Annotated in this window: 13 protein-coding genes; 5 read left to right on the forward strand and 8 right to left on the reverse strand. The window is 71.0% G+C overall.

What is annotated here, in order from left to right; translation table 11 throughout:
* Positions 1 to 43: 43 nt before the first annotated feature.
* Positions 44 to 913, forward strand: coding sequence for a DNA-formamidopyrimidine glycosylase family protein (locus tag AB0L97_RS13335; RefSeq protein ID WP_364428698.1), 870 nt, complete (start codon positions 44 to 46; stop codon positions 911 to 913).
* A gap of 9 nt (positions 914 to 922) precedes the next feature.
* Here AB0L97_RS13335 and AB0L97_RS13340 read toward each other — a convergent pair whose 3' ends face one another.
* The 4 genes from AB0L97_RS13340 to AB0L97_RS13355 all read right to left on the reverse strand — a co-directional run bounded on the left by AB0L97_RS13340 (position 923) and on the right by AB0L97_RS13355 (position 5,590).
* Positions 923 to 2,431 carry a carboxylesterase/lipase family protein gene (locus AB0L97_RS13340; RefSeq protein ID WP_364428701.1) on the reverse strand — a complete coding sequence of 503 codons (1,509 nt, stop codon included), beginning with the start codon at positions 2,429 to 2,431 and terminating at the stop codon, positions 923 to 925.
* Positions 2,432 to 2,444: 13 nt separating this feature from the next.
* Positions 2,445 to 3,881: an NAD(P)/FAD-dependent oxidoreductase gene (locus AB0L97_RS13345; RefSeq protein WP_364428704.1), complete on the reverse strand. Its 1,437-nt coding sequence runs from the start codon at positions 3,879 to 3,881 to the stop codon at positions 2,445 to 2,447.
* An 8-nt stretch (positions 3,882 to 3,889) separates the two neighbouring features.
* Positions 3,890 to 4,135 (reverse strand): DUF2630 family protein, encoded by a 246-nt coding sequence (locus tag AB0L97_RS13350; RefSeq protein ID WP_355074698.1) that lies wholly within the window; start codon positions 4,133 to 4,135, stop codon positions 3,890 to 3,892.
* Between the two features lie 84 nt (positions 4,136 to 4,219).
* Positions 4,220 to 5,590, reverse strand: a complete 1,371-nt coding sequence (locus tag AB0L97_RS13355) for a PLP-dependent aminotransferase family protein (protein ID WP_364428707.1) — start codon at positions 5,588 to 5,590, stop codon at positions 4,220 to 4,222.
* Positions 5,591 to 5,670: 80 nt separating this feature from the next.
* On the opposite strand from AB0L97_RS13355, the gene AB0L97_RS13360 reads away from it, so the two are divergent.
* The gene (locus AB0L97_RS13360) at positions 5,671 to 6,351 is read left to right on the forward strand and encodes a pyridoxamine 5'-phosphate oxidase family protein (RefSeq protein ID WP_364428710.1); all 681 of its coding nucleotides are present in this window, start codon (positions 5,671 to 5,673) and stop codon (positions 6,349 to 6,351) included.
* Positions 6,352 to 6,443: 92 nt separating this feature from the next.
* Here AB0L97_RS13360 and AB0L97_RS13365 read toward each other — a convergent pair whose 3' ends face one another.
* The gene (locus AB0L97_RS13365; RefSeq protein WP_364428713.1) at positions 6,444 to 7,163 is read right to left on the reverse strand and encodes a DUF4386 family protein; all 720 of its coding nucleotides are present in this window, start codon (positions 7,161 to 7,163) and stop codon (positions 6,444 to 6,446) included.
* A gap of 58 nt (positions 7,164 to 7,221) precedes the next feature.
* On the opposite strand from AB0L97_RS13365, the gene AB0L97_RS13370 reads away from it, so the two are divergent.
* Entirely contained in the window at positions 7,222 to 7,941 is a 720-nt protein-coding gene (locus AB0L97_RS13370; protein WP_364428716.1) for a TetR/AcrR family transcriptional regulator, read from the forward strand.
* Here the strand turns inward: AB0L97_RS13370 and AB0L97_RS13375 are convergent.
* The 3 genes from AB0L97_RS13375 to AB0L97_RS13385 form a co-directional block, all read right to left on the reverse strand.
* Entirely contained in the window at positions 7,917 to 8,681 is a 765-nt protein-coding gene (locus AB0L97_RS13375) for an MspA family porin (protein ID WP_364428719.1), read from the reverse strand. The genes AB0L97_RS13370 and AB0L97_RS13375 overlap by 25 nt on opposite strands.
* A gap of 377 nt (positions 8,682 to 9,058) precedes the next feature.
* Positions 9,059 to 10,300, reverse strand: coding sequence for a hypothetical protein (locus tag AB0L97_RS13380; RefSeq protein ID WP_364428722.1), 1,242 nt, complete (start codon positions 10,298 to 10,300; stop codon positions 9,059 to 9,061).
* Between the two features lie 5 nt (positions 10,301 to 10,305).
* Positions 10,306 to 11,067, reverse strand: coding sequence for a crotonase/enoyl-CoA hydratase family protein (locus tag AB0L97_RS13385; protein WP_355074685.1), 762 nt, complete (start codon positions 11,065 to 11,067; stop codon positions 10,306 to 10,308).
* A 65-nt stretch (positions 11,068 to 11,132) separates the two neighbouring features.
* On the opposite strand from AB0L97_RS13385, the gene AB0L97_RS13390 reads away from it, so the two are divergent.
* Both AB0L97_RS13390 and AB0L97_RS13395 read left to right on the forward strand, forming a co-directional pair.
* A complete protein-coding gene (locus AB0L97_RS13390) occupies positions 11,133 to 11,783 on the forward strand; it encodes a TetR/AcrR family transcriptional regulator (RefSeq protein ID WP_356963809.1) in 651 nt (216 codons plus the stop codon).
* A complete protein-coding gene (locus AB0L97_RS13395; RefSeq protein ID WP_364428727.1) occupies positions 11,770 to 13,389 on the forward strand; it encodes an acyl-CoA dehydrogenase family protein in 1,620 nt (539 codons plus the stop codon). The genes AB0L97_RS13390 and AB0L97_RS13395 overlap by 14 nt, the downstream gene beginning before the upstream one ends.
* Positions 13,390 to 13,448 lie beyond the last annotated feature (59 nt).

The raw sequence follows: 13,448 nt of genomic DNA on the forward strand, positions 1-13,448 counted from the left end.
GAACCGGGGCAGGTTGTCGGTAGGGCTGGGTAGTCTGAACCCCGTGCCTGAGCTACCGGAAGTGGAGGCGTTGGCTCAGTTCCTCCGGGAGCATGCGGTCGGCGCCGTGGTCGGCCGCGTCGACGTGGCCGCGTTGAGCGCCGTCAAGACGTTCGAGCCCCCGGTCACCGCACTGTCCGGTCGAGACGTCACCGGCGCGGGGCGCTGGGGCAAATTCCTCGGCATGGAATGCGACGGGCTGTGGCTGGTCACGCACCTGTCGCGGGGTGGATGGCTGCGCTGGATCGATGAGCCGAGCCCGACGCCGCCCAAGCCGGGCGGCAAGAGCCCGCTGGCGCTGCGGGTGCACTTCTTCACGCCCGAAGGGGCGACACCAGCGTTCGACCTCACCGAGGCCGGCACGAAGAAGCGGCTCGCGGTGTACGTGGTGGCGGACCCGAAGGCGGTGCCCGGTATCGCGCGCCTGGGCCCCGACGCGCTGGAGGTGACCGAGGCGCAGTTCGCCGAGATCCTGCACGGCACGTCCCAGCGGATCAAGACCGCGCTCGTGGACCAGGCGCTGCTGGCGGGCGTCGGCAACGCCTACTCCGACGAGATCCTGCATACGGCGCGGATCTCGCCGTTCGCGAACACCAAGACCCTTCCGGCGGACAAGGCGGCCGAGCTGTACACCGCCATGCGCACCGTGCTCACCGACGCGGTGCGGCGCTCGGTCGGACAGGACGCCGCCCGCCTCAAAGGCGAGAAGCGCTCCGGTATGCGGGTGCACGCGCGGACCGGGCAACCCTGCCCGGTCTGCGGCGACACGGTCCGCGAAGTCTCCTACGCCGAACGGTCCTTCCAGTACTGCCCGACCTGTCAGACCGGCGGCAAGATCCTCGCGGACCGGCGGATGTCGCGCTTGCTGAAGTAGCGGCCCGGCTCAGGTCAGCGTCGGGACCCGCACGCCCTGCCAGGCGAGTCGTTTCTCCCGGTCGGGGTCGTGTTCCACGCGCGTGGGGTAGTCGATGATCAGGGTGGACCTGCGGGCCTCCGTGTAAGCGGGCCAGGACGGCAGCGGAGTTCCGGTGCGCGCGAAAGCCAGCCAGTTGTCCTGGAACTGTTCGGTGACCGCCCGCAATCCGCGTTTGCCGCCCGCGGCGGTGAAGGCCCGGCCGATCGGCGTATCCGTCACGCCGAAGACCGGAATGAGATCGGTCGCGTGCGTGGCGCCGATCCCGGCGAGTTGCAGGGCGCGCGGGGCGAAGTCGTAACGGTAGGCGTAGGTAGGCGCGTGCCTGCTGTGACCTTCCATGACCGTCACCGAAGGACGCCAGAAGGTGTAGTCGCCACCCGCCCGCACCGCGGCCTTCGGCTGCGGATAGCCGGAATACGCCGCCTTGATCCTGGACTCCGCCTCGGTGGAGTTACCGAGCGCCGAGCGCAGCCGGTCCGGGGTGGTGGGCAGTTCGTCGGCGAACCTGGCGAACAGCGTGCCCTCGTCGCGGTTGGTGCCGATGATCAGCGGCACCCGGTGCGCGGAGCCGTCGGTGATCGCGTCGACCGGGGAAACCGGCAGGAACTCGCCGTCCACCACCGGGCACACCGGAAAGGCGCCGGGCTGTTCCCGCACCACCTGGCCGATGGTGCGGTCGACCGCGCGGCGGATGTCGTTGGCGCCTGCGGTGCGCAGGGCGGTGTGCGCGGTGTCCGGCGTCGCGCCAAGCGCGGCGACGCAGCGGCGCGCGAAGCCGCGGGCTTCCTCGGCCGTCACTGCCCAGTCCGCGGGTGGGCTCTGGGAAATGGCCTGATGGAAAAGCCCTTTGGCTTTCGGTGTGGCCAGGAGACCGAGTACGGCATGCGCCCCGGCCGACTCGCCGAAGATCGTCACGTTGCCCGGATCGCCGCCGAAGGCCGCGATATTGGTGCGCACCCACTCCAATGCGGCGAGCTGGTCACGCAAGCCGAGGTTGGAGTCGAACGGTTCCTGCGCGGTGCCGAATTCGCTGAAGTCGACGTAGCCGAACGCACCCAGCCGGTAGTTCAGCGAGACCACCACCACATCGCCACGCAGCGCCAGTCGCGCGCCGGAGTACAGCCCGAGCGCGGAGGTTCCGATGAGATAGCCGCCGCCGTGGATGAACACCAGCACCGGGCGCGGGCTCGCCGCCGGTGTCGCGGGCACGGTGACATTGAGTGTCAACGCGTCCTCGCTGGTCGGCTGATAGGCGCGCGGCCCGATCCGCGCCCCGGAGCGATGCTGCATCGCCGCGGAGGTGAAGTCCGTCGCCGCCCGAACGCCGGACCAGGGTTCGACCGGCTGCGGAGCGCGAAACCGCAGGTCTCCGATGGGAGGAGCCGCGTAGGGAATGGACCGCCAGCGCAGGACGCGGCGGCCCCTGCGACCGCGGACGACTCCGTCGGCGGTCGCGATATCCATTGTTGCCACCATTTTCAAATGGTAGCTACGCGCGCCGCGCCTCCAACAGGCGCAGCCAGAACTCGCTGACCGCCGGGAAAGCTGGCACGGCGTGCCAGAGGGTGGGCAGCGGCACCCCGCCGACCACGGCGATCGTCGCCGCGTGCAATTGCTCGCCCACGTCGGGGCCCACGAAGGTGGCGCCGAGCAGCGTGTCGGTGGCGCGGTCGATCACCAGTTTCGCGTGGCCCGCGTAGTCGTCCCGGGACAACGCCGACCCGGCCACCTCGATGTCGAGTTCGACGGTCTCCACCGAGTGCCCCGCGTCCCTGGCCGCCGCCTCGGTCAGGCCGACCGCCGCGACCTCCGGCGCGGTGAACACCACTTGCGGCACCTTGCCGTGATCGGAACTCGCCACGAACCGCGGATCCTCCAGCGGCTTGCCCTCGGCCCGCGCGGCGATCACGTCGCCGCACACCCGGCCCTGGTACTTGCCCATGTGGGTGAGCGCGGCGCGGTGGTTGAGGTCGCCGACCACATACAGCCACTCGCCCTCGACATCGCGCGCGGTGAGGTGGTCGTCGACCGCGATGTAACCGTCGGACAGCCCGACCGCGTCCAAGCCCAGCCCTTTCGTGGCCGGTGCGCGCCCGGCCGCCACCACGATCTCGTCCACCTCCAGCGCCGACTCGCCTTCGGGACCCCGCAACCGGACCGTGACGGAACCGCCGTGGATCCGGCCTTCACCGGTGTCCTTCGCGACCGGGCGCTCGACGGAGGTGGGCTCGGTGCGGAAACGCACTCGCACGCCCGCGTCGGTCAGCGCCGCCGCCACCCGTTCGCCCGCGAACGGCTCGTTGGCGGCCAGCAGCGCCGAGCCGCGCACCAGCAGGGTGACCTCGGCCCCGAGCGCGGCCAGCCAGGTCGCCGCCTCACTGGCCACCACGCCGCCGCCGACCACGGCGACCCGGCGCGGGACCTCGTGCAGATTGGTGGCGTCGCGGGAGGTCCACGGCAGCGCGGCGCGCAGGCCGGGCACATCGGGCACGTTCGCGGTGGTGCCGGTGGCGAGCACCACGGCATGCCGGGCGCGCAACTGCCGCCCGTCGACCTCGACCGAGCGCGTGCCGGTCAGGCGGCCGGTGCCGCGAACGACGTCGATGTGGTTGCCGCGCGCCCAGTCGACCTGGGCGGAATCGTCATGGTCGTGCACGAAGGCGTCGCGCCGCCGCAGCACCGCCTCGACGTCGAGGCCGGTGGCCGAAACGCCCGGCATCGCCCGCGCGGCCGCCAGGACGTGGCCCGGTCGCAACAGCGCTTTGCTCGGGATGCAGGCCCAATAGGAACATTCGCCACCGATGAGTTCACGCTCCACGATGGCGGCCGTGCGGTCGCTGCCCGCGACGGCGTAGGCGGCGGCGTTCTCGCCCGCCGGTCCGCCACCGATCACGATGACGTCGTAGTCGGCTGGTGTGCTCGACATCGCCGCGCCTACTGCAGGTAGCCCTCGACCTGCGAGACCGTATTGGCTTGGACCGCGTCCGGGGATTGGCCCTGATCGATCCGCGCCCGGCGGTGACGGAGCAGGTCCCAGGCCTGATCCAGCATCACTTCCAGTTCGGCCAGGCGCTGGCGTTCGGTCCTCGGGTCCAATTCGCCGCGAGTCGCCTGCGAGCGCAGCTGGTGCTCCTGGTCGACCAGTTCCTTGATCCGCGCCAAGATGTCCTGTTCGCTCATGGTCCGTCCTTTCCGGCAGGTGCGGGGCTCCGCGTGATCACGCTGCGCTGCCGCCTCCGGGCCTGTTCGCTGACCCCGACCATGCTACGGCCGGGCGAGGCACGCGGCGGCCTTCGGGACGGCCGCGGCGAGTTCCGGCCAGGACAGCGCCGTGTAGCCGAGCGCGACGCCGAAGTGGTCCCGGCGCGATCCGAGGTGATGTCTGGCCAACCCGTCCAGCGCGACACCGTGCGCCAGGCCTTCCGCGACCACGCGCAGCTCGTCCTCGGCCGACTCCACCGGCACGACGACGTGCGAACCCGCGTCGTCGCCGAGCACGCCGAGTCCGCGGCGGCGCAGTTCGGTCACCGCCAGCGCCCGGCGCGGCGGCAGCATGCGGCGCAGCCTGCGCAGGTGCCTGGCCAGATCACCGTGTGCGGCGAAAGCGGCGAGCACGCGCTGGCCCGCCGTGCTCGGGCCGGTGCCGGTGCGCTCGCGGTGGGCGAGCACCGCCCCGGCTATCTCCGGAGCGGCGAGCAACCAGCCGACACCGAGACTGGGGGACAGGATCTTGCTAGTCGTGCCCAGGTGGACGACGACGTCCGGAGCCATGGTGGCCAGCAGCGGCAGCGGCGCGGTGTCGTAGCGCAATTCGCCGTCGTAGTCGTCCTCGATGACCAAGATCCCGGAGCGGCGCGCATGCTCCACCAGCTCGACCCGTCGCGCCGCGGGCATCCGCGCGCCGAGTGGGAATTGATGCGCCGGAGTGCAGTACACCGCTTTGATCCGGGACGGCAGCGCGTCGACGCGCAGTCCGTGCGCGTCGACGGGAACCGGGACGACCTCGAGACCGGCCGCCGCGAATGCCCCTGCGGCGCGCTGATAGCCGGGATCCTCCATGGCGACGGCATCGCCCGGCCGCAGCAGCGCCACGGCCAATTCGCCTACGGCGGAACTGGTTCCCGCCGTCGCGAGCAGCACGGTGTCGCTGCCCGCGCCGATCCCGCGGTGGCGCAGCAGATGCTCGGTGACCGCCGTGCGGAACTCCGGTTCGCCCGCGCGGTCCTTGCGCACGAGCGGGGAGTGGTCCGCCGCGGCGCGCCAGGCGCGGCGCCATGCGGCGGGATCGATGGCGTCGACGCACGGCGCACCGGGGCCGAGGTCGAACAGCTGCGGCGCGGCGTCGGTGTCGTCCACGGCGTCGGTGCGCGCGGGCGCGGCGGCCGGTGCGGTCGTCAAGTAGGTTCCGGAGCCGCGTCTGCCGTCGAGCCAGCCCTCCGCGTGCAATTGGTCGTAGGCGGCGGCGACCACTGTGCGGCTCACGCCGAGCCGCCCGGCCAGCGCGCGAGTGGACGGCAACCGGTCGCCGCCGCGCAGCGGCCCGCTGGTCGCCGCGCGGCGCAGTTGGTCGGCGATCTGCACCGACAGCGGTCGCGCCAGGTCGCGATCGAGGTCGAGGGGAAGGTCGTCCAGCACGGCTCCTCCTCGAAGTGGACTGCTGAGAATCATTTGAATTGGCACTTTGATAATGCCATTAGCGGATCGATGCTGGGTTCATGACCGAAACAGTCAGCCCACGGGCTCCCCTCTCGCCGACGCCGCGCAGCACGCCGACCCGGCTGACCGACCGTGCCCGCACCGATCGCGCCGACTTGGACGCGGTGCTCGACGCCGGGCTGATCTGCCACTTCGGTGTGCTGCTCGGCGGCACGCCGGTCGTGTTGCCGACCGCCTACGGCCGCGACGGCGACACGCTCTACCTGCACGGCTCCACCGGCGCGGGAAACCTGCGCGCGGCGCTCGCCGCCGACATCTCGGTGGCGGTGACCTTGGTCGACGGCGTGGTCTACGCGCGTTCGGCCATGCATTTCTCGATGAACTACCGCTCCGCGGTCGTGCTCGGCCGGGCGCGGGAGGTGACCGAGCACGACGAACGCCTGCACGGGCTGCGCGTGATCGTCGAGCACGCCGCACCGGGCGCATGGTCGCGCGTGCGGCCCCCGAGCAAGAAGGAACTCGCCGCCACGAAGGTGCTCGCTCTCGACCTCACCGAGGCATCGGTGAAGGTCCGTGCGGGCGGCCCGAAGGACGACCCGTCGGACATCGACAACGGCGGCGTGTGGGCCGGTGTCCTCCCGCTGCGCCAGATGTGGGGCGCCCCGATCGACTCCACGGACCTGGACTCCGGCGTCCCGGTCCCCGCGGACGTCCTGGAGCGCGCGGCCTCCGTCCGCTGACCACTTGTGGGGTGTGGACGACGAGCACGAGTCCGGAGGTGGCGGCGAGATCGACCGCTGAGCGTGAACGGCCGCTCGCGTTTTCGTGCGCGTCACAGCGGGTGCGGCGCGTCGATCGGCTGCGCGGGCGTGGACTCGTCGCGGGCCGCCGAGGCGGCTGGGCGGCAGGCGAGCAGCGCCGCGAAGGCCAGCAGCCAGATGCTCCACAGCACATAGCCCACGAAGTTGGTCTGCGCCATGAGCGGGATGTCCAGCGGGACGAGTACTCCGCTGAGCACCAGGACGGCGCAGACGTAACCGAGCACGCTCCACGCCGCGGGCATTCTGTGCCGCAACGCGATGGCGACCAGGGCCGTCCACGCGGCGGTGAGGGTGTATCCGGCCGTCTCGCCGAGGCCGGTGCCGAGCGCCGCGCCCAGCACCTCGAAAGTGCGCACGGCCGAGGAGCCGGGGCCTTCCTCGGCGGCCCGCGCCGCCAGCGCCGGAACCGCGACGGGCCAGCGCAGCAAGCCGATCGCCTGCACGGCGGCGGCCGCGACGCCCGCCGCGACGGCGGCGCGCATGGCCGGTGTGCGGTCCAGCTTGCCGATCAGAACCGCCAGCGGCGCCAGTGCGGCGGCTGCGACGGCCAGCACGACGAACCAGGCGACGACGGCGCTTTGGTTGTGCCGGAACAGGGTGAGCACTTCGGCCGCGGGTTCGCGTAACACGTGCGGATAGTCGAAGGCCGAGCCGAGTCCGGCGAAGGCGACGTTCAGGGTGATCGGCGCGGCCACCAGCAGGGCGATGGCGGGCCAGGGGCGTGCGGGCATGGCGTCTCAATTCTGGCTGTACGGGGTACAGGTAGCTGTACGGGGTACAGTCAACCGCGTGGCAACGGCGAAGTCAACACCAGGAGAACGCAGGACCAGGCCCGAGCGACGGGCGTTCAGCGACACGCAGATCGTCGATGCCGCCATGGAACTCATGGACGAGGGCGGTGTCGCCGCGGTGTCGATCCGATCGGTCGCGACTCGGCTGGGCGTGAATCCGAACGCGGTCTACACCTACGTCGCGAGCCGGGCCGACCTGGAGCGCGCGGTGGTCGAACGGGTGCTCGCAGCGGTGCCGGTCGCCGTGCTCGCCGACCCGGGCGTCGAACCCCGCGCGGCCGTCCTGGAATTCGCCCGTGGACTACGAACCGAGGTGCGGAGACATCCCGCGGTGGCGGGATTGATGATGAGCGCGCCCATGGACGGCGACGCCGCACGAGACGTAGGGGAGGCGTTGCTGAACTGTCTGGCCAGAACCGGCCTCTCCGAGGAGAACTGCGCCCGCGCGGCCTACGCCCTGATGGTCCAGGTCATCGGCTCGCTCGCCATGGAAGTCGCGGAAACCGACGGAAGACCACCGCTGGCGCCGGAATCCGAGCGGATCGCCGGGCGCGCGGCCGCGTTCGACACCGTCGACGGTGATCGTTGGCCGCGCACCCGGGCGAGTGCCGCCGTGCTGGCGCAGTGGATCTCGGACGCGCAGTTCGACTGGGGGCTGCGCACGCTGCTGGACGGATTGGTGCGGCGCGACGGTCAGAACCAGAACGGGGCACCATAGCCGGTCGTTTGCGCGGTTGCCCTTTTCGAATCGGCCCGTACGGTGACAAAAGGCATGGCCGAGGCCGGTGAAAGGCAACCGCTGACATTCAACGGGGTATTCGTGTGCGCGAAAGTGTAAGGGAATTCGGATTCCCCGTCGATTTCCGCCGCGCCGACCACCGCCGCCGTGACCGAACCGGGGGCCAGATTCACCGCGAGTTCGCCGGCGACGCCCGCCTCGACGCCGATACTGGGCTGGATGGCGACGGCGGCGCCGACGCTGACGCTCGGCGGCGCCATCAGTTGCAGGGAGGGCATCATCATGTGCTGATCGGGCATGTTCATCTGCAAGGAGGGCGCCTCCCAGGTAAGGGACCCCTCCAGGCCGAAGGAGGGCGCGATCCCGGCGTTGATTCCGACGCTGGGTGAGATACCGATCGAGATGCCGTTGGAGATGTCGACCGCGCAGCCGACCAGATATCCGACGGCGATCTCTCCGCCGCGCAGCGCCGTGGGGCCGTCGAGAGACACCGAGAAGTCTCCGGACACCCGCACCGAGTGCACGAACGGAATTCCCGGCGCGATGTCACCGGCGGCCGCGAAGTTGTTGGCGTTCGCCGACGCGATCAGATGCAGTCCACCGGCGTTGATCTCTCCTGGCGCGGCGCCCGCTGCGGAATCGGAAACAGCGAAAGCGCCGGTAGCGGTCACCACCACCGCGATGATCGCGGCGAGAGTACGCGAATGCCTTCGGTTCATCATGCTCCAGTCGAGTATCGATGGAATCGGAACTTCTTGCGCGAAACGGACTTGCACGGCAAATGGGTCGTCGCGGCCCTCGCTCGGCATACGCCGCAGACTTTATCGGGCAGTGCCGCCGACGACGGTGATCCTGCCGACACGGCGAGTCGGCCGACCCGACCGATCGCGGTCGTCGGCATTCGCGCGAATCGCCGTGACCGGCGAGCGAAACTATCGGATTTCATACCAGGTCGACAAAACTCACCGCTGTTCGCCGAAATTTTGCGCGTGTCGTTTGAACTCACCGCGCGAAAATCCGTGAGTCGGCTGCGCGCCCGTGGATATGCCCGCCCTCGGCGGGCGCGCCCGTGGCTCGGCGCGTCAGTTCGCGGGATTCACCACGCGGATGCGTGCAAGCCCGCGGATTTCGCCGCGCGCACCGCCAGTTCGCGCAGCACACCGGCGGACTCGATCCGCTCCGGGTCGAGCGAGACCAAGCTCAGCACGTAATCGTCGCCGATACGGCAGAGGTAGCCCGAGAGTCGGGTGCGGGGCAGTCGCGAACTGGTGAGGCCGGGATGGATGGCGCGAGCGGCGACGCCGGTGCAGCGGTGTGGGCCGAGTTCGAGCAACGAGGCCGGGAGCGTGCCGATATTGGAGCACAGAACGTCCCGTTCGCCCGCACCTTTGGACAGTGCGTAGGCCCAGCGGTCCGGAATCACCTGGAGGAGTTCTTCGGGCATGTCGTTCGGCGCGGACATGCGGTGCTCATAGGCGGAACGGGCCAGCGCGCGGATTGTCGCCGGGGTGTCGGCGCGGGTGATCGCGATGCGCGTCATGGCGAGATCGTTGTCGACGCGGGGTTCGTCGCGGGTGTCGACGGGCAGACTGGTCTCGATCGTGTCGCCGGGAAACCCGCTGTCCCAGAGCACGCTCGCGACGAGGTGGATGAACAGGCTGTTGGCCGTGCCGCCGCCGCGCGCCGCCACGCGATCCCACTCCGCGGCCGGGCATTGCAGGATCGCGCTGTGCGTCGCGTTGTCGGCCCTGCGCGTCCGCTCGTCCCGGCTCGGCGCGGCGGGTTGCCGCGGAACTCCGTGCCGTAGCGCCGCCGCGGTACCGCGCAGGACGATCGACCACTGGCGGCGGGCGTCGGCCCAGTCCGATTCCCGTGCGGAGAGATCCGCCGGACGTACCCGAGCGCCGCCCAGGGCGTCGTCCACCGCGAGCACCAGCGCGCGCCCGTCGGCCAGCACGTGCGAGCACGTGAGGGAGACGACCGAACCACCGTCATCCAGCGCCGCGGTCGAAAGCCGCCACCCCGGGCCGTATTCCGGATCGAGCCCGGCGCCCTGCGCGTCGGCCCAGTCGAGCAGGTTCGTGACCGGGAGGACGCCCTCGGCGCGGCGTATCGGATACGCCCGGACATTCGGCCGCCAGGCCCGGCGAGCTCCCGGCACGCGCGGGCGAACCACTCTGCGTCCCAACGGGCCCGACCGCAACGCCTCGTGCACCCGCACCAGCAGTGCGGGGTCCACCCGGTCGGCTGTCCGCCACAGCCCCTGCAAGGCGATCGGCGTGCCGAGCCCCCGGTGGCCACGCAGGAAGATCTCGTCGACGACGCTCAGCCGGCCCATGAGGCTCAGGCGCGAGCGCCGTGCCGGCCCGCGCCGGCCGCGAAGCGCTGCGCGCCGTCCAGCGCGCCGTCGGCCAGCGCCGTCAGCCCGTGGCGGAACTCGTTGCGCAGCGCGGACTCCTCGGTCATCCCCTCCTGCTCCAGCATCGACATCCGGTCCGAGCGCAGGCAGGTCTGCGGCAGCGCGGCCAGTTCGGCGGCAAGCGCCTCCGCCGCGCGGCGGGCTTCGCCGGTGGGCACCACGCGATTCACCAGCCCGATTCGCAGCGCCTCCTCGGCGGCGACCGCGCGGCCGGTGAGCACCAGGTCCATGGCGCGGCCCGCGCCGATGATCTGCGGCAGCCGGACAGTGCCGCCGTCGATCAGCGGGACGCCCCAGCGGCGGCAGAAGACGCCGAACGTGCTGTCCTGTTCGGCGACCCGCAGATCGCACCACAACGCGAGCTCGAGCCCGCCCGCCACCGCGTAGCCGGAGACCGCGGCGATCACCGGCTTGGACAGCCGCATCCTGGTCGGTCCCATCGGGCCGTCACCGTCCTCGGCGGCCCGGTTGGAGCGCTCGGTACCGAGTGCCTTCAGGTCGGCTCCCGCGCAGAAGGTGCCGCCGTCGCCCCATAGCACCGCGACCGCCGCATCGGGGTCGGCGTCGAACTCGCGGAAGGCGTCGGCCAGCGCCGCGGCGGTCGGCCCGTCCACGGCGTTGCGTGCTTCGGGCCGGTGCAGGATCACGGTCGTCACGGGGCCGTTGCGTTCGATGAGTACCGTCACGCGCTCGACCATACGCCGTAAAAGCACCCTTGTGTGAAGAAATGAATTCGTGCTTCACTTCTTGGGTGGCCTACCGCAGAACTCCCGCTGTGCAGGCCCGCCTGGACGCTCAGGCGGGGCTGATCGTGCAGGCCGCGACGAAGGTGCTTTCGCGCGGCGGCTACGCCGCGCTGTCCATGGCGGCGGTCGCGACCGAGGCGGGCTTGGCCACCGGCACCGTCTACAAGAACTTCGACGGCAAGTCCGCGTTGGTGCGGGCGGTGTTCCGGAAGGTGGTCGCCCGCGAGGTCGCCGCCGTGGCCGCGGCGGGCGCGCTCGGAACGGCCGTCGAGCGGGTCACCGCGGCCGTGGAGACCTTCGCGGGCCGCGCGCTGAAGAACCCGAACCTGGCCTACGTGCTGCTCGCCGAGCCGGTCGACGCGGCCGTGGACAGTGAACGCCTGCACTTCCGGCGGGCGTTCGCCGAGACCTTCGAATCGGCGGTGGCCGAGGGCATCGCGCGGGGCGAGATCCCGCCGCAGGACCCGAGGATCAGCGCGGCCGCGTTGGTCGGCGCGATCGGCGAGGTGCTGGTCGGGCCGCTCGCCGACGCGCCGCACGGCGAATCGGTCGTCCCCGAACTCACCGCTTTCGCGATGCGCGCACTCGGCGTGCGCGACGACCCGGGCGCGGGTGGCGCCCGGCTGGAAACAGGAGTGTCAGATGCAGACGCATGAAGTCTTCAACCAGGTGCCCGACATCGTGCCGTTCGACGTGTCGCGAAATCCGGCGCTGCTCGAGGGCCTGCACCGGGAAGGGGCGGGCTGGGCGGAAGCCGAAGTGCGAGAACTGGGCGCGCTCGCAGGCGGCGCGCAGGCGCAGGAGTGGGGCAGGCTGGCCAACGAATACCCGCCGGTGCTGCGCACGCACGACCGTTACGGGCACCGCATCGACGAGGTCGAGTTCCATCCGCACTGGCACGACCTGATGCGCGTGGCCGTCGAGCACGGCCTGCACGGCGCCCCGTGGCTGGACGACCGGCCGGGCGCGCACGTGGCGCGTGCGGCGAAGTTCTACACCTGGGGCACCGCCGACGCGGGCCACATGTGCCCGATCTCGATGACCTACGCGGTGGTCCCCGCGTTGCGGCACAACCGGGAACTGGCGGCGAAATACGAGCCGCTGCTCGGCTCCCGCGTCTACGAATTCGGGTTGCGCGAGCCGTCCACCAAGGCCGGGCTGATCGCGGGCATGTCGATGACCGAGAAGCAGGGCGGCTCGGACGTGCGCGCCAACACGACCACCGCGACGCCGCAGCCGGACGGCTCCTACCGGATCGTCGGCCACAAGTGGTTCACCTCCGCGCCGATGTCGGACATGTTCCTCACCCTGGCGCAGGCGCCCGGCGGCCTGTCCTGCTTCCTGCTGCCCCGGGTGTTGCCGGACGGCACCCGCAACCCGATCCGCATCCAGCGACTGAAGGACAAGCTGGGCAACAAGTCCAATGCCTCTTCGGAGATCGAGTACGAGAACGCCTCGGGCTGGCTGGTCGGCGCGGAGGGCGCGGGCGTCAAGACCATCATCGAGATGGTGAACATGACCAGGCTGGACTGCGTGATCGGCTCCGCGACCGGTATGCGGGCGGGCGCGGTGTACGCCGTGCACCACGCGCGGCACCGGAAAGTATTCGGCGCCGAGCTGATCGACCAGCCCGCCATGCGCAACGTGCTGGCCGACCTGGTGATCGAGTCCGACGCCGCGACCACCGTCATGATGCGGCTGGCCGGGGCCACCGACCGGGCGGGCGGCGATCCGGCCGAGGCGGCACTGCGGCGCATCGCGCTCGCGGTCACCAAGTACTGGGTGTGCAAGCGGGCGCCCGCGCATGCGGCCGAGGCGCTGGAATGCTTCGGCGGCAACGGATATGCCGAGGAATCCGGTATGCCACGGCTATACCGGGAGGCGCCGCTGATGTCGATCTGGGAGGGGTCGGGCAATGTCGCCGCGCTGGACGCGCTGCGTGCCATGGGGCGTCAGCCGGAGACGGTCGAGGCGTACTTCAACGAAGTGTCGCTCGCCAAGGGCGAGAATCCGCGCCTGGACGACGCGATCGCCCGGGTCGGCAAGGAGTTGTCGGATCTCAACGACATCGAGTACCGCGCGAGGCGCGTCGTCGAGCTGATGGCGCTGGTGCTGCAAGGCGCGCAGCTGGTCCGGCACGGTCATCCCGCCGTCGCCGACGCGTTCTGCGCGACCCGGCTCGGCGACGACTGGGGCATCGCGTTCGGCACGCTGCCCACCGGCGTCGACACCGGCGCGATCATCGAACGGGCATTCGTCTGAGCTTGCCGAGCAACCGGGGACCGGTTCGGGTGAAGCGGTCCCCGGAAGCGAGGTGTCCG

Origin of the sequence: Nocardia sp. NPDC051911, assembly GCF_040681035.1 — a bacterium.
Classification (GTDB): domain Bacteria; phylum Actinomycetota; class Actinomycetes; order Mycobacteriales; family Mycobacteriaceae; genus Nocardia; species Nocardia sichangensis.